General features: G+C 72.9%; 15 protein-coding genes. 8 read left to right on the top strand and 7 right to left on the bottom strand.

Translation table 11 applies throughout. The features are described from left to right. Positions 1-90 precede the first annotated feature (90 nt). Positions 91-1788 (top strand): phenylacetic acid degradation protein PaaN, encoded by a 1698-nt coding sequence (gene paaN / locus ABZ693_RS15030; protein ID WP_359876514.1) that lies wholly within the window; start codon positions 91-93, stop codon positions 1786-1788. Between the two features lie 77 nt (positions 1789-1865). On the opposite strand, the gene ABZ693_RS15025 is transcribed toward paaN, so the two are convergent. Genes ABZ693_RS15025 through ABZ693_RS15015 form a run of 3 tightly spaced genes read right to left on the bottom strand, consistent with a single transcriptional unit; the run spans position 1866 to position 4674 of the window. Further along, positions 1866-2534 (bottom strand): TrmH family RNA methyltransferase, encoded by a 669-nt coding sequence (locus tag ABZ693_RS15025; protein WP_359876512.1) that lies wholly within the window; start codon positions 2532-2534, stop codon positions 1866-1868. Further along, positions 2531-3856, bottom strand: coding sequence for an HTTM domain-containing protein (locus ABZ693_RS15020; protein ID WP_359876510.1), 1326 nt, complete (start codon positions 3854-3856; stop codon positions 2531-2533). The genes ABZ693_RS15025 and ABZ693_RS15020 overlap by 4 nt, the downstream gene beginning before the upstream one ends. Next, positions 3853-4674 (bottom strand): DUF5819 family protein, encoded by an 822-nt coding sequence (locus ABZ693_RS15015; RefSeq protein ID WP_359876508.1) that lies wholly within the window; start codon positions 4672-4674, stop codon positions 3853-3855. The genes ABZ693_RS15020 and ABZ693_RS15015 overlap by 4 nt, the downstream gene beginning before the upstream one ends. A 203-nt stretch (positions 4675-4877) precedes the next feature. Between ABZ693_RS15015 and paaA the strand changes: the two genes are divergently transcribed. From paaA to ABZ693_RS14985, 6 genes are all read left to right on the top strand, one after another. Next, positions 4878-5885 (top strand): 1,2-phenylacetyl-CoA epoxidase subunit PaaA, encoded by a 1008-nt coding sequence (gene paaA / locus ABZ693_RS15010; RefSeq protein WP_359876506.1) that lies wholly within the window; start codon positions 4878-4880, stop codon positions 5883-5885. Beyond that, the gene (gene paaB / locus ABZ693_RS15005; protein ID WP_359876504.1) at positions 5882-6169 is read left to right on the top strand and encodes a 1,2-phenylacetyl-CoA epoxidase subunit PaaB; all 288 of its coding nucleotides are present in this window, start codon (positions 5882-5884) and stop codon (positions 6167-6169) included. The genes paaA and paaB overlap by 4 nt, the downstream gene beginning before the upstream one ends. Further along, positions 6166-6912, top strand: a complete 747-nt coding sequence (paaC, locus tag ABZ693_RS15000; RefSeq protein ID WP_359876502.1) for a 1,2-phenylacetyl-CoA epoxidase subunit PaaC — start codon at positions 6166-6168, stop codon at positions 6910-6912. Before paaB ends, paaC begins: the two co-directional genes overlap by 4 nt. 20 nt (positions 6913-6932) lie before the next feature. Then, positions 6933-7427 (top strand): 1,2-phenylacetyl-CoA epoxidase subunit PaaD, encoded by a 495-nt coding sequence (paaD, locus tag ABZ693_RS14995; RefSeq protein WP_359876550.1) that lies wholly within the window; start codon positions 6933-6935, stop codon positions 7425-7427. Beyond that, positions 7428-8516, top strand: a complete 1089-nt coding sequence (locus ABZ693_RS14990; protein WP_359876500.1) for a 2Fe-2S iron-sulfur cluster-binding protein — start codon at positions 7428-7430, stop codon at positions 8514-8516. Between the two features lie 140 nt (positions 8517-8656). Next, the gene (locus ABZ693_RS14985) at positions 8657-9790 is read left to right on the top strand and encodes an acyl-CoA dehydrogenase family protein (protein WP_359876498.1); all 1134 of its coding nucleotides are present in this window, start codon (positions 8657-8659) and stop codon (positions 9788-9790) included. 25 nt (positions 9791-9815) lie between these two features. Here ABZ693_RS14985 and ABZ693_RS14980 read toward each other — a convergent pair whose 3' ends face one another. The 4 genes from ABZ693_RS14980 to ABZ693_RS14965 all read right to left on the bottom strand — a co-directional run bounded on the left by ABZ693_RS14980 (position 9816) and on the right by ABZ693_RS14965 (position 14209). Further along, positions 9816-10160 carry a rhodanese-like domain-containing protein gene (locus tag ABZ693_RS14980; RefSeq protein WP_359876496.1) on the bottom strand — a complete coding sequence of 115 codons (345 nt, stop codon included), beginning with the start codon at positions 10158-10160 and terminating at the stop codon, positions 9816-9818. A gap of 56 nt (positions 10161-10216) precedes the next feature. Beyond that, positions 10217-11029: a hypothetical protein gene (locus tag ABZ693_RS14975; RefSeq protein ID WP_359876494.1), complete on the bottom strand. Its 813-nt coding sequence runs from the start codon at positions 11027-11029 to the stop codon at positions 10217-10219. 393 nt (positions 11030-11422) lie between these two features. Then, positions 11423-12904, bottom strand: a complete 1482-nt coding sequence (locus tag ABZ693_RS14970; protein WP_359876549.1) for a DUF2252 domain-containing protein — start codon at positions 12902-12904, stop codon at positions 11423-11425. A 153-nt stretch (positions 12905-13057) separates the two neighbouring features. Beyond that, complete coding sequence (locus tag ABZ693_RS14965; protein ID WP_359876492.1) at positions 13058-14209, bottom strand: ABC-2 transporter permease; 1152 nt, start codon at positions 14207-14209, stop codon at positions 13058-13060. Between the two features lie 104 nt (positions 14210-14313). Here ABZ693_RS14965 and ABZ693_RS14960 point away from each other — a divergent pair, with 104 nt between their 5' ends. After that, complete coding sequence (locus ABZ693_RS14960; protein ID WP_359876490.1) at positions 14314-14763, top strand: MarR family winged helix-turn-helix transcriptional regulator; 450 nt, start codon at positions 14314-14316, stop codon at positions 14761-14763. The last annotated feature ends 46 nt before the right edge of the window (positions 14764-14809 follow it).

Below are 14809 nucleotides of genomic sequence, written 5' to 3'. Positions count from 1 at the left end.
TCGACGGACCCCCTTGTCCCGACCGATCGTTCGGTTACTCTAACTCCGTACGCGTCTCCCTGCCCAGCTCGACGAGGAGTTGGTCCATTCATGGCCACCACTCAGCTGACCACCGACGTTCTGGCCGAGAAGCACCGGTCCACTCTCGATCAGGCCCTCGCCACCATCCGCACCCGCGCCTACTGGTCACCGCACCCGGAGCACCCCAAGGCCTACGGGGAGAACGGCTCGCTGGACGCCGCCGCCGGCCTCGCCGCCTACCAGGGCCTGCTCGGCAAGCGCTTCGAGCTCGACCAGCCCGGCACCGACGGCTGGACCGGTGCCGAGACCTCGCCGTACGGCCCGGAGCTCGGCGTCGAGTACCCGCACGCCGACCTCGACGTGCTGCTCCCCGCGATGCGCGCCGGCATGGCCGCGTGGCGCGACGCCGGCCCCGAGACCCGTGCCCTGGTGTCCCTGGAGATCCTCGCCCGGATCTCGGCCCGCACGCACGAGTTCGCCCACGCCGTCATGCACACCAGCGGCCAGGCGTTCATGATGGCGTTCCAGGCCGGCGGCCCGCACGCGCAGGACCGCGGCCTGGAGGCCGTGGCGTACGCGTACGAGGAGCAGACCCGCACCCCGGCCGGCCGCGCCGCCTGGTCCAAGCCGCAGGGCAAGCGCGACCCGCTGGAGCTCAGCAAGGAGTTCACGGCGGTCGGCCGCGGCATCGGCCTCGTCATCGGCTGCAACACCTTCCCGACCTGGAACGGCTACCCGGGCCTGTTCGCCTCCCTCGCCACCGGCAACCCGGTGCTGGTCAAGCCGCACCCGCGCGCGGTGCTCCCGCTGGCCCTCACTGTCAAGATCGCCCGCGAGGTGCTCGCCGAGGCCGGCTTCGACCCCAACCTGGTGGCGCTGGCCGTCGAGCGTCCCGGCGAGGGCATCGCCAAGACCCTGGCCGTCCGCCCCGAGGTCCGGATCATCGACTACACCGGCTCGACCGCCTTCGGCGACTGGCTGGAGGCCCACGCCCGCCAGGCGCAGGTCTACACGGAGAAGGCCGGCGTCAACACGGTCGTCGTCGACTCCACCGACGACTACAAGGGCATGCTCGGCAACCTGGCCTTCTCGCTGTCCCTGTACAGCGGCCAGATGTGCACCACCCCGCAGAACCTGCTGATCCCCCGCGACGGCATCACCACCGACCAGGGCCCGAAGTCCTACGACGAGGTGGTCGCCGACGTCGCGGCCGCCGTGAGCGGTCTGCTCGGCGACGACGCCCGGGCGAACGGGCTGCTCGGCGCCCTCGTCAACCCCGACGTGAAGGCGCGCCTGGAGGCGGCCGCGGGCCTCGGCGAGGTGGCGCTGGCCTCCCGCGAGGTGGCCAACCCCGACTTCCCGGACGCCGTCGTGCGCACGCCGGTCATCGTGAAGCTGGACGGCTCCAAGCCGGACAGCGAGGCGGCGTACTTCTCCGAGTGCTTCGGCCCGGTCTCCTTCGCCGTCTCGGTCGACTCGACCGCCGACGCGCTGGAGCTGCTGCGCCGCACGGTCCGCGAGAAGGGCGCGATGACGGTCGGCGCGTACACCACCTCGGCCGAGACCGAGCGGGCCGTCGAGGAGGTCTGCCTGGAGGAGTCGGCACAGCTCTCGCTCAACCTGACGGGCGGGGTCTTCGTGAACCAGACGGCCGCGTTCTCCGACTTCCACGGCTCGGGCGGCAACCCGGCGGCGAACGCGGCGCTGTGCGACGGCGCCTTCGTGTCCAACCGCTTCCGGGTGGTGGAGGTCCGCCGCCAGGCCTGACGTTTCCCGGACGCTCCTCTGTCGTGCCCCCGGCCTCCCCGGGGGCACGACGCCGTTTCCGGGCCTGTACGCGGGCGCTACGCTCCGGCGGGGCCTTCCGGGATGTCGGCGTAGCGCTGCACCCACGCGTGCATGGCGACGGCCGCGGCGGCGCCCGCGTTGATCGATCGGGTCGAGCCGAACTGGGCGATCGAGCAGGTCATCGACGCGTGCGCGCGGGCCTCCTCGGTGAGCCCGGGGCCCTCCTGCCCGAACAGCAGCACACAGCGGCGCGGCAGCACGGTCCGCTCCAGCGGCACCGCGCCGGGCAGGTTGTCGATGCCGATGATCGGCAGGTCCTCGGCGGCCGCCCAGGCGGTCAGCTCCGCCGTGTCCGCGTGGTGGCGCACATGCTGGTAGCGGTCGGTGACCATCGCCCCGCGCCGGTTCCAGCGGCGGCGGCCCACGATGTGCACCTCCTTCGCCAGGAAGGCGTTGGCGGTGCGCACCACGGAACCGATGTTGAAGTCGTGGCCCCAGTTCTCCACCGCCACGTGGAAGTCGTGGCGGCGGGTGTCCAGGTCCTCGACGATCGCCTCGCGCGTCCAGTAGCGGTACGGGTCGACGACGTTGCGCCGGTCGCCCCCGGCCAGCAGCTCGGGGTCGTAGCGCTCGCCCTCGGGCCACGGCCGCGGATGCGGGCCGACGCCGATCTCGGGGCCGAAGCCCTCGTCGTACTGGATCGGCTGTTCTTCGGTGGTGCTCACCCGACGAGGGTACGGGGGCCGGGTCCGGTCCCCTCATCCGTACGGCTCTGCCCCGGCAGCCGGACGCCCGGCGCGTCCGCGTGTCCCGGGTCTCCCGGGTCGCCGCCATCCGCCGCGGCAGGCGGGCGCCGCAGCAGCCGGTCCCGGCCCCACGCGACCCGGCCGCCCAGCCACACCAGGAAGACCGTGGGCAGGAAGACCGCGTCCGCGGTGATCATCGCGAGCGAGAAGAACGGCAGCCCGAGCAGCAGGGCGATGCCGGCGTGCTCCAGCATCATCATGGCCAGGAGCACGTTCTTGATCCTGCGGTGGAAGAGCGTGAACGGGAAGGCGACCTGGACGATCACGGTGCCGTAGCTCACCAGGAGCACCAGCGTCCCGCTGCTCCCCATCAGGTCGGAGAGGGCGGGCCAGGGGGAGAAGTAGTCGAGCTGGAGCGGGTAGTAGAGCGCGGTGCCGTCCTGCCAGCGCGAGCCCTGGACCTTGTACCAGCCGGCCGTGGCGTAGATCAGACAGACCTCCGCCATGATCACGACGAGGGTGGCGTTGTGGGCCAGGTTGGCGATCACGTCGAGCAGGGTGCGCGGCTCGCCGGGCGCGTACCGGCCCACCAGCCACCACAGTGCCTGGCCCAGCCACAGCACCCAGAGCAGGAGCAGCAGCCAGCCCTCGCCGCTGACGTCGGAGAACCAGGTGGCGGCCATCAGGAAGCCGCCGAGCACGATCCACAGCAGCGGGCCGACGGGGCCGCCGCCCACGCTCTCCTCGGGCAGACCTTCCGCTGCCGCACGCGCGCGCGTGCGGGCGGCGCGCCGGGCGTCGAGCGACCAGACCTGTCCGCAGCGGGTGAAGACCAGGTAGAGCGCCATGAGGTGGACGACGTTGTCGCCGCCGTCGCCCATGAAGATGGAGCGGTTCTGCAGGGACAGCACCCCGGCCATGAAGAGCACCGAGACGGCGCGGGTGTGCCAGCCGAGCAGCAGCAGGACGGCGGAGAGCACGGCGAGGCCGTAGACGATCTCGAACCAGAGCCGGCCGTCGGACCACATGAGCGCGGTGAAGGAGTGGTTCTCGGCGATCAGCCGCCGGCCCATCTCCCAGGACCAGGGGCTGTCGGGTCCGTACAGCTCCTGGCGGTGCGGCCATTCGCGCAACAGGAACAGCAGCCAGGTGAGGGAGAAGCCGATCCGGATGACCGCCGTCTGGTACGGGCCGAGGGCGTGCGCGGTGACCTTCTGGACGGCGGCGGCGAGACGGCGGTCGGCGGACCGGCGGGGCGCGGGCGCGGGGGCGGGGGACGGGGGAGCGGACGGGTGGCTCATCGGGCGGCGGTCTCCGTCCGGGCGGTGGAGGTTCCGGTGCCGGTGCCGGCTTCCGCCCCGGCTTCGGCGGCGAAGGCGGGCCGGTCGGCGTCGGTGATCGACCACCATCGGTAGGTGCGGTGGACGGGGCGGGTGTCGATCTTCTCGGTGCTCCACGCGGGGGCGGGGACGGCCCGGGTCACCGAGCGCACCTGGATCTTCTGGACGGTGCCGCCGAGTTCCCGCTCGTCGAGGCGGGAGATCACGATCCGTCGCAGATAGCCCTCGGACAGCTCGCCGCGCAGGCCGTTCGGGAGCTGGTCCTCGGTGTGGAAGTTGAGGAAGAACTCCCAGGCACGGCGCAGTTCGTTCTGCTCGGTGTGGCTGGGGACGATGTTGCCGCGGATCCGCTCGGTGTCTTGGGCGGTGAGGCCGATCCAGCCGGTGGTGCGGCGGGTGCCGTCCGCGCCGCGGATCTGGGCGCGGGCCTCGACGGCGATGTTCTGCTGGAGCGGGTTGGGAGCGAAGAGCTTCCAGTTCTGTTCCAGCTCGGGGTAGATCCAGTCGTCCACGGCCGTCCCGTGCTGCTTGGTGAGCGTGTTCAAGGGCGCGACGTGCAGGAAGACCATCGCGAGGTGGACGCAGCCGAAGACGCCGACAACGGCGAGGGCGACGGCGGCGACGACCTGGTACCGCGTCGAGAGCCCGGCGATCCCGGGGCCCCGGCGTCCGGCCGGAGCGGCCTGCTCGGAAGCGGGAGCAGGCGCGGGCGGTGGGAGTACGGGCGGCTCCGGTGGCTTGGGCGGCGCCTGAGCGGCGGCGGTCGTCTGCTCGGGCACACCGTCCGGACCGGGCGGGCCCGATTCCGTGTCCGCCGCCGCTTTCCCGGCAGCCGCAGCGTCGTCAGCGTCGTTGTCGTACGCGCCCATCGCGCCCCGTTCCCCACTCGGCCCAAGGAGTTATCCACAGAGGTTGACACCATACGGGCCCCCGAACGACCATTGAAGTCATTCAACCGAACGATCGGTCGGTAGGGGGTCCGATGACCGCAGGTACGGCAGAGACGACGGCGACGGAGGGGGCAGAGGTGCCCCAGGCCGCCTTGGAGGCGGTGTTCGACGCCGCCATCGCCACCGACGAGCGCATCGAGCCGCGCGACTGGATGCCCGACGCGTATCGCACGGGTCTGATCCGCCAGATCGCCCAGCACGCCCACTCCGAGATCATCGGCATGCAGCCGGAGGCCAACTGGATCACCCGCGCGCCCTCCCTGCGGCGCAAGGCGATCCTCATGGCCAAGGTGCAGGACGAGGCCGGACACGGCCTGTATCTGTACAGCGCCGCCGAGACCCTCGGCACCAGCCGCGACGAGCTGCTCGACAAGCTCCACTCCGGCCGCCAGAAGTACTCGTCGATCTTCAACTACCCGACGCTGACCTGGGCCGACGTCGGCGCCATCGGCTGGCTCGTGGACGGCGCCGCGATCACCAACCAGGTCCCCCTGTGCCGCTGCTCCTACGGGCCGTACGCCCGCGCGATGGTCCGGGTCTGCAAGGAGGAGTCCTTCCACCAGCGCCAGGGATACGAGGCGCTGCTCGCCCTCTCCCGCGGCACCGAGGCCCAGCACGCCATGGCCCAGGACGCGGTGGACCGCTGGTGGTGGCCCTCCCTGATGATGTTCGGTCCGGCGGACGACGCGTCCACCCACTCCGCGCAGGCCATGGCCTGGAAGATCAAGCGGCACTCCAACGACGAGCTGCGGCAGCGTTTCGTCGACATCGCCGCCCCGCAGGCCGAGTCCCTCGGCCTCACCCTCCCCGACCCCGACCTGAAGTGGAACGAGGAGCGCGGGCACTACGACTTCGGCCCCATCGACTGGGACGAGTTCTGGGACGTCCTCAAGGGCAACGGGCCCTGCAACGACCAGCGGCTGACCACGCGGCGCCAGGCCCACGAGGACGGCGCGTGGGTCAGAGACGCCGCCGCGGCGTACGCCGGCAAGCACCAGCAGCACACGAACGCGCACGAGAACGGGGAGGCACGGGCATGACCACCGACGGATGGCCGCTGTGGGAGGTGTTCGTGCGCTCGCGCCGCGGACTGTCCCACACCCACGCCGGCAGCCTCCACGCGCCCGACGCGGAGATGGCCCTGCGCAACGCCCGCGACCTCTACACCCGCCGCAGCGAAGGCGTGTCGATCTGGGTCGTCCCCTCCAGCGCCGTCACCGCCTCCTCCCCGGACGAGAAGGACCCCTTCTTCGAGCCCGCCGCCGACAAGGCCTACCGGCACCCCACCTTCTACGAGATCCCGGACGGGGTGAAGCACCTGTGACCAGTCCCGGACTCGCCACCACCACCGACGCGCCCTCCGTCCCGGCCGCCGCGCTCCCCCTCGGCGACGACGCCCTCGTCCTCGCCCAGCGCCTGGGCGAATGGGCGGGCAACGCCCCCGTCCTCGAAGAGGAGGTCGCCCTCGCCAACATCGCGCTCGACCTCCTCGGCCAGGCCCGCGTCCTGCTCTCCCTCGTCGGCGACGAGGACGAACTGGCCTACCTCCGCGAGGAGCGCGCCTTCCGCAACTGCCAGCTCGTCGAGCAGCCCAACGGCGACTTCGCCCACACCATCGCCCGGCAGCTGTACTTCTCCACCTACCAGCGGCTGCTCTACGCCGAACTGGCCGCGGGCGACAGCCCCTTCGCCGGACTCGCCGCCAAGGCCGTCAAGGAAGTGGCCTACCACCAGGACCACGCCGAACACTGGACCCTGCGCCTCGGCGACGGCACCGACGAGAGCCACCACCGGATGCAGCGGGCCTGCGACGCCCTGTGGCGCTACACGGGCGAGCTGTTCCAGCCGCTCGACGGCCTCGCCCTCGACACCGAGGCGATGGAGCGCGCCTGGCTCGACTCGGTCGGCGCCGTCCTCGAACGGGCCACGCTCACCGTGCCCACCGGCGCCCGCACCGGCGCCTGGAGCGCGGGCGCCGGCCGCCAGGGACTGCACACCGAACCGTTCGGCCGCCTGCTCGCCGAAATGCAGCACCTGCACCGCAGTCACCCCGGAGCGTCCTGGTGACCACCGCCCACGACCCCGCCATCGCCCCGACCGCACTCGAAGCGGAGCTGGCCCGGATCGCCGGCGCCGTCCCCGACCCCGAGCTGCCCGTCCTCACCCTCGCCGACCTCGGCGTCGTGCGCGGCGTGCACCTCAAGGGCCCCGGCCGGGTCCAGGTCGACCTCACCCCGACGTACACCGGCTGCCCGGCCGTCGAGGCGATGTCCGCCGACATCGAGCACGCCCTCCACGAGCACGGCATACCCGAGGTTTCCGTCGTCACCGTCCTCACCCCCGCCTGGTCCACGGACGACATCAGCGAGGAAGGCCGCCGCAAACTCGCCGAGTTCGGCATCGCCCCGCCCCGGCCCCAGGGCCCGGCCGGCGGACCCGTCCCGCTCACCCTCGCCATCCGCTGCCCCCACTGCGGCTCCACCGACACCGAACTCCTCAGCCGCTTCTCCTCCACCGCGTGCAAGGCGCTGCGCCGCTGCGCCGCCTGCCGTGAACCGTTCGACCACTTCAAGGAGTTGTAGATGCCGACCCCCAGCACCGGACGGGCCGGATTCCATCCGCTCCGGGTGAGCGAGATCGAGCAGCTCACCGACGACTCCGTGGCCGTGACCTTCACCGTCCCGCCCGAGCTGAGCGACGCCTACCGCCACACCCCCGGACAGCACCTCGCCCTGCGCCGCTCCGGACAGCACGGCGAGGAGATCCGGCGTACCTACTCGATCTGCGCCCCGGCCCCCGCCGACGGCGAGCCCCCGGCCCTGAAGGTCGGCATCCGGCTGGTCGACGGCGGCGAGTTCTCCACGTACGCGCTCAAGGAACTCACCGTCGGCGACACCGTCGACGTCATGGAACCCACCGGCCGCTTCGTCCTCGCCCCGCGCCCCGGACACTTCGCGGCCGTGGTCGGCGGCAGCGGCATCACCCCGGTGCTCTCGATGGCCGCCACCCTGCTCGCCCGCGAACCCGAGGCCCGCTTCTGCCTCGTCCGCAGCGACCGCACCGCGGCCTCCACGATGTTCCTGGACGAGGTCGCGGAGCTGAAGGACCGCTTCCCCGACCGCTTCCAGCTCGTCACCGCGCTCTCCCGCGAGGAACAGCAGGCCGGGCTCCCCTCCGGACGGCTCGACCACGCACGGCTCACCGACCTGCTGCCCGCGTTGCTGCCCGTCGACGCGATCGACGGCTGGTTCCTGTGCGGCCCGTTCGGCCTCGTCCAGAGCGCCGAGCAGGCCCTGCGCGACCTCGGCGTCGACCGCTCCCGGGTCCACCAGGAGATCTTCCACGTCGACGACGGCTCGGCCCCCGCCCCGGCCCCCGCGGCGAACGCCCCCGCCGACGCCACGCTGACCGCCACCCTGCACGGCCGGTCCGGCAACTGGCCCGTCCAGCAAGGCGAAACGCTGCTCGAAACGGTGCTGCGCGCTCGGGCGGACGCCCCGTACGCCTGCAAGGGCGGCGTCTGCGGCACCTGCCGCGCCTTCCTCGTCTCCGGCGAGGTACGGATGGACCGCAACTTCGCCCTGGAGCCCGAGGAGACCGAGGCCGGCTACGTCCTGGCCTGCCAGTCCCACCCCGCCACCCCGGACGTCGAGCTCGACTTCGACCGCTGACCGGCCGCCGGCCGACCACCGCCGCGCCTGCCCGCCCATTCCCTTCCGCCTGCGGCTGCCCTATCTTGACGATCCGTCAGATCCGATTCCGTCGGATCAGCCGGATCCCGAGCCGGGGCAGCCAAGGGAAGGGCAGGACAGTGGACTTCACCTTCACCGAAGAACAACAGGCCGCCGCCGAAACGGCCCAGGCCGTCTTCGCCGACATCGCCCCCGACGCCGTACCCAGCCCCGCTCTCACACCGGGCGCCGTCGCCGACGACCTCGACCGTGCCCTGTGGGCCCACCTCGCCGCCACCGACCTGCTGGGCCTCGTCGTCGACCCCGCCCACGGCGGCTCGGGCCTCGACCCCATCGCGCTCTGCATCGTGCTGCGCGCATCCGCGCGGGCGCTCGCCCGCGTCCCCCTGCTGGAGACCGGCGCGGTCGCCCTCACCCTCCAGCGGTACGGCCCGGCCGCGACCGCCGCCGACCTGCTGCCCCGCGTCGCGCGCGGCGAACTCGTCCTCACCGCCGCCGCCCACGGCCGTACCGGCCACGACCCGGCACCACTCGCCGTCACCGCCCGCCGCGACACCACCGGCTGGACGCTCGACGGGCACACCAGCGCCGTTCCCTGGGCCCACCGGGCGGACCGCATCGCCGTCCCCGCGCACACCCCAGACGGCCGTACCGTCGTCGCCCTGGTGCCCGGCGACCACACCGGACTCACCCTGGCCGACCAGTACGGCACCCACGGCGAACTGCTCGCCGACCTCCGCCTCACCGATGTCCGGCTCGGCCCCGACGACGTCATCGACACCGACGGCGCCTGGTCCTGGCTGCACGGCCTCCTCGCCACCGGAACCTGCGCCCTCGCCCTCGGACTCGGCGAACAGGTCCTCGCGATGACCAGCGAATACACGGGCCGACGCGAGCAGTTCGGGCATCCCGTGGCCACGTTCCAGGCCGTCGCCGTCCAGACAGCCGACCGCTACATCGATCTGCGCGCCATGGACGTCACCCTCTGGCAGGCCGCCTGGCGGCTGGCGTCCGGCGCCACCACCGCGCTGCCCGCCGCCGCGGACATCGCCGTCGCCAAGATCTGGGCGGCGGAAGGGGTGCGCCGCGTCGTCCAGACCGCCCAGCACCTGCACGGCGGCTTCGGCGCCGACACCGACTACGTGCTGCACCGCTACCACGCCTGGGCCAAGTACCTCGAACTGTCCCTCGGCCCGGCCGCACGGCACGAGGAGGAACTGGGCGACCTCCTGGCCGCCCACCCCTTCGCCTGACCGGCCCACGAAGGGCCGAAAGCCGCTACAGCACCTGTGCGGGGCTGCCGCCGTCCGTCACCATCGGGCGCCCGGCACCGTCCCAGGCCTGCATGCCGCCGTCCACGTTCACGGCGTCGATGCCCTGGCCGACCAGGTACTGCGTGACCTGCGCGGACCGGCGGCCGGACCGGCACACCACGTACGCCCTGCGGCCGTCGCCCACCGCCTTGCTCACCACGTCGAAGCGGGCCACGAAGTCGCTCATCGGCACGTGCAGCGCGCCCTCGACGTGACCGGCCGCCCACTCGTCGTCCTCACGGACGTCCAGCACGAGGGCGTCGGCCGGAACGGAGGCCGCGTCGACCGACGGCAGCGGGGCGAAATTCATGGTCCAGGCCTTCCCTCGGCAACGTCGCGCCGCTCACGGGCGCACTGGTCACGAACCTACTGCACGAGCCCGGCGAGCTCCGCCTCGCGCTCGGCGACCTGGGCCCGCAGCTGCTCGGCGATCTCTTCGAGGAGCCGGTCCGGGTCGTCGGGCGCCATCCGCAGCATGGCGCCGATGCCGCTTTCCTCCAGCTCGCGCGCCACCCGCGACAGCATCTCCTTGCGCTCGGACAGCCACTCGAGGCGCGCGTACAGCTCCTCGCTCTCGCTGAGCCGCATCTCCGGCACGGGGCCGGCCGCCCACTCCTCGGTCAGGGCGCGCAGCTGGTTCTCGTCGCCGCGCGCGTAGGCCGCGTTGACGCGGGTGACGAACTCCTCGCGCCGGCGGCGCTCGGTCTCGTCCCTCGCGAGGTCCGGGTGGGCCTGCCGCACCAGGTCGCGGTACAGCTTGCGGACCTCGTCGGACGGCCGGACCCGCTTCGGGGGCTGCACCGGGCGGTCGGTGAGCATCGCGGCGGCTTCCTCGGACAGGCCCTCGGAGTCGATCCACTCGTGGAGGAGTTCCTCGACGCCGGGCAGCGGCGCCGCGGCGGCGCGCGCCTCCTGCGCCCGCCGCAGGTCCTCCGGGTCCCCGGTGCGGGCCGCCGTGGCCTCGGCGATCCGGGCGTCCAGCTCGTCGAGGCGCGCGTACACGGGGCCGAGCCGCTGGTGGTGCAGCCGGGAGAAGTTCTCCACCTCGACCCGGAAGGTCTCGACCGCGATCTCGAACTCGATCAGGGCCTGCTCGGCCACCCGTACGGCCTTCTCCAGCCGTGCCTCGGGCCGCTCGTCGGACTCGCCACTCACGCCCTGGTCCACGCTCACGTCCACGCCTGCCCACGTTCTCGATCCGGCTCGTCCGGACCACCCTACGGCCCTTTTCGGGGGCCCTCCCCCCTCCCCTCCCTCCCCCTCCCCCCGATTTTTCGTGAAGCTCGTTCGCCCGGTGCCGGACCGCCACGCGGGACGACAGCACGGGACCGCGGCACGGAACGTCCCCGCCGTGCCACCGCGCGCGGAGCGCCGTCGCCGGACACCCCTGCCGAGCCGTCTGCGGCAGAGGCCAGCCGGGTGGCAGGCGCGGCGCAGCGTCCGTGGGCGTCAGGCACCGCACACCACCCGCCCGACCGGTCGCGCGACCACCGCCCGACCGCGCGCCGGAACGGTCGCGCGACCATCGTCGGCAGGCCCGTCCGGGGCGCCCGGGGCGCCCGTCGGCCGTCGTCAGACTCCGGTCTCGGCGGCTATGCGGCCGGTCCGTATGGCCGCCAGCATGTCGGCGTGGTCCGCGGTGGTCCGGTCCGCGTAGGTGACGGCGAAGGACGCGACGGCGTCGTCGAGTTCCTCGTTCTTGCCGCAGTAGCCGGCTATCAGGCGCGGGTCCGCGCTGTGGGCGTGGGCACGGGCCAGCAGGGCACCGGTCATGCGGCCGTAGTCGTCGAACTGGTCGGCGGTCAGGGCGTTCGGGTCCACGCTGCCCTTGCGGTTGCGGAACTGCCGTACCTGGAAGTCGCGGCCCTGGACCGTCGTCCAGCCGAGCAGCAGATCGCTGACGACCTGCATCCGCTTCTGTCCGAGGACCACGCGCCGCCCCTCATGCCCGGCGTCCGGCACCGTGAAGCCGACGGCCGGCAGGTGGGGCAGCAGGGCGGACGGCCGGGCCTCCTTGACCTGGAGGACGAGCGGCTCGCCCCGGTGGTCGAGCAGCAGCACCACATACGAGCGGGTGCCCACGCTGCCGGTGCCGACGACGCGGAACGCGACATCGTGGATGGCGTAGCGGGCGAGGAGCGGCAGCCGGTCCTCGGAGAGCGTCTCCAGGTACGGGCCCAGGGCCGTGGCGACGGCGGCCGCCTCCGCGTCGCCGACGCGCCGCAGCACGGGCGGTGCGTCGGCGAAGCGCCTGCCGCCGCCCTCCGCCTCGGCGACGGCCTCGGTGGACCGGGCCGCGAAGCGGGCGCTGGTGTTCTTGCGGGCCTTGGCCTGGACGCGTTCGAGAGTGCCGACGAGATCGCGGGCGTCGGTGTGGGAGACGAGTTCCTCGTCGGCGATGGCGTTCCACGCGTCGTGGACGGGGAGCCGGGCGAGCAGGCGCATGGTGCGCCGGTAGGCGCCGACGGTGTCGAAGGCGGCGGCCCGACAGGTGTCCTCGTCGGCGCCGGCTTCGCGGCCGGCGAGGACGAGGGAGGTGGCGAGCCGCTTGAGGTCCCATTCCCAGGGGCCGACGACGGTCTCGTCGAAGTCGTTGAGATCGATGACGAGACGCCCGCTGGCGTCTCCGTAGATCCCGAAGTTGGCGGCGTGGGCGTCGCCGCAGATCTGGGCGGGGACGCCCGTGACGGGGGAGCCGGTGAGGTCGTGGGCCATGAGGCCGGCGGATCCGCGCAGGAACGCGAAGGGTCCGGCCGCCATGCGTCCGACGCGGAGCGGGGTCAGCTCGGGCACCCGGTCCCGGCTGGACTCCTCGACGGCGCCGACGGCGCCGAGGCGCCCGGCGACGGGGAGCAGGGTGGCGTGCGCGGAGCGGGGGACCCGCTCCCGCAGCGCCTTGCCCCGCTGCTTGGCGGAGGCACCGGCCGCGGTGCCGGCCGCGCCCTCGACGCGCCGGGCGAACCCCGGGACGTGCGGGACGCGGACCGGCCCGCCGTCACCCGTCGTGCGGGTCTGCGCGCGCGGCCCCGGCACCGTTGTCGGTACCGCCGTCATGGTGTCGCCCATGGGACGTCCTCCCCCGTCGTTCGCCCGTCGTCCGCCGCCCCGACGTGATCGTCTTCGGCGACTGGTCCAGACGGTACAGCCGGTGCCCGCACCCCGTCTTCCCCTGTGGATAACCGCCTGTGGACAACGAGCGGAGCCGCCTCAGACGGCGACCGTCTCCTCCATCTCCTCCTCCGCCTCGGCGGCTTCGGCGGCCGAGGCGGCAGTCACCCCGGCGGTCACTTCGGAGGTCACTCCGGGGGTCACTCCGGCAGTCGCTCCGGCGACCGTTCCCGAGGCCACCACGGCACTCCCGGCCTCCGGGACCGCGGCGGCCCGGCGGCGCGCCTCGGTCCGGGCGGCGACGCAGGTGAGGCCGAGTCCGGCGACGGCCCACAGGGCCAGGACGAGGAGGTTGCCGCCGAGCCCGTGGCCGTCGAGGTAGACGTGGCCGCGGACGCCTTCGACGAAGCCGGCGCCGTTCCACCAGGCGTGCAGGGAGCCGAAGAAGCCGGGCTGGAGCTCCGGCCGGTAGATGCCGCCGGAGCTGGTGAAGTTCAGCATCACGAACAGCACCATCACGCCGAGCGTGGTCCAGCGCTTGAGGTAGGTGTGCAGTCCGATGCCGATCATCAGGATGCCCGCGCAGTACATCCAGGACATGGCCCACACCCCGGCGAGCCCGTGGTCGACGAGGTGGAAGACGGGCCCGGCGAGGACGGTGCCGACGACGCTGACGACGAGGGACATGCCCGCGGCGAGCAGGGCCCTGATCCGCATGGGCAGGACGCCTCCGGCACCGCCGATGACGGCGACCGAGGCGTAGGAGCCGATGCTCAGGGTGACGAGCAGGAAGAAGATGCCCTGGCCGGTGGGGTCGCCCGAGGAGACCGGGGCGACGTCGGTGACCTTCAGCGGTTCGCCCTGCTCGGCGGCGACCTGCGTGAAGACCGTCTCGACGGCCGTGGCGCTGGTGCCGGAGCCGGCGGAGGCCACGAGGAGTTCCGGGGCGCCGCCGTGCCCGGCGGGCAGGTAGGCGCCGAAGCTCGACTGCTCGCGCAGCGCGGTGGTGGCGGCGGCGCGGTCGGGGACGGTGCGTACGTCGAGCGCGCCGGCGCCCTTGTCCTGGAGGGTCTGGGCGAGGACCTGGGCCTGCGGCCCGGAGCCGACGATGTCGACGCGCAGGTCGTGGGGGTCCGGGGCGTGGAAGGCACCGAGGTAGGCGAGCCCCATGCCGAGACACATCAGCAACGGGGTGAGCAGATGGCCGAGGACGTGGCGCACCGCTCCCTGGGGAGTCGGTCCTGTGGACACCCGAACCTCCTATAGTTGGCTTTTACAACTTAATATCCGTTGTACTATACAACCAAATGGGTGGAGCGGCCGCTCACCCCGCCCCCCGGCACCAAGGAGCCACCATGAGCACCGGCGCGCGGGACGTCTCCCTCGACACCATCCAGCGGGAACTCACGGCCTTCGCCCGCCGCGCCCGGGCCACGGCGGCCCGGCTGCACCCGGGGCTCCCCCTGGTCTCGTACACGATCCTGGCCCACATCGACGACCGGAAGGGCTGCCGCGCCACCGACCTCGCGACCCACTACCTGCTCGACAAGTCCACGGTCAGCCGCCAGATCGCGAGCCTGGAGAAGCTCGGCCTGATCGAACGCCGGCCCGACCCGGACGACCACCGCGTCCAGGTGCTCCACCCCACCGAGGCGGGCAGCCAGGTCTTCGCCTCGACCCAGGCCAGCCGGCTCGCCGCCTACGAGGAGCGCCTCAAGGACTGGCCGGCCGAGGACCTCGCCGCGTTCGCCGCCTACCTGCTGCGCTACAACTCGGCGGACGACACCACCCTCCCCGAGGCGTAGACGCACCGCCTCCCGCCACCTCCCTCCGCCGCACCTCCCCCTCCGT

It is taken from the genome of Streptomyces laurentii (genome assembly GCF_040635425.1).
Classification (GTDB): Bacteria; Actinomycetota; Actinomycetes; order Streptomycetales; family Streptomycetaceae; genus Streptomyces; species Streptomyces laurentii.
The sequence above is the reverse complement of the archived record's forward strand: the minus strand, read 5'-3'. Positions and strand labels throughout refer to the sequence as shown.

Excerpts from the sequence above, each read along its gene's own strand:
- paaN (WP_359876514.1), top strand. The coding sequence starts at position 91 with ATGGCCACCACTCAGCTGACCACCGACGTTCTGGCCGAGAAGCACCGG.
- ABZ693_RS15020 (WP_359876510.1), bottom strand. The coding sequence starts at position 3,856 with ATGAGCCACCCGTCCGCTCCCCCGTCCCCCGCCCCCGCGCCCGCGCCC.
- paaA (WP_359876506.1), top strand. The coding sequence starts at position 4,878 with ATGACCGCAGGTACGGCAGAGACGACGGCGACGGAGGGGGCAGAGGTG.
- paaB (WP_359876504.1), top strand. The coding sequence starts at position 5,882 with ATGACCACCGACGGATGGCCGCTGTGGGAGGTGTTCGTGCGCTCGCGC.
- ABZ693_RS14990 (WP_359876500.1), top strand. The coding sequence starts at position 7,428 with ATGCCGACCCCCAGCACCGGACGGGCCGGATTCCATCCGCTCCGGGTG.
- ABZ693_RS14980 (WP_359876496.1), bottom strand. The coding sequence starts at position 10,160 with ATGAATTTCGCCCCGCTGCCGTCGGTCGACGCGGCCTCCGTTCCGGCC.
- ABZ693_RS14970 (WP_359876549.1), bottom strand. The coding sequence starts at position 12,904 with ATGACGGCGGTACCGACAACGGTGCCGGGGCCGCGCGCGCAGACCCGC.
- ABZ693_RS14960 (WP_359876490.1), top strand. The coding sequence starts at position 14,314 with ATGAGCACCGGCGCGCGGGACGTCTCCCTCGACACCATCCAGCGGGAA.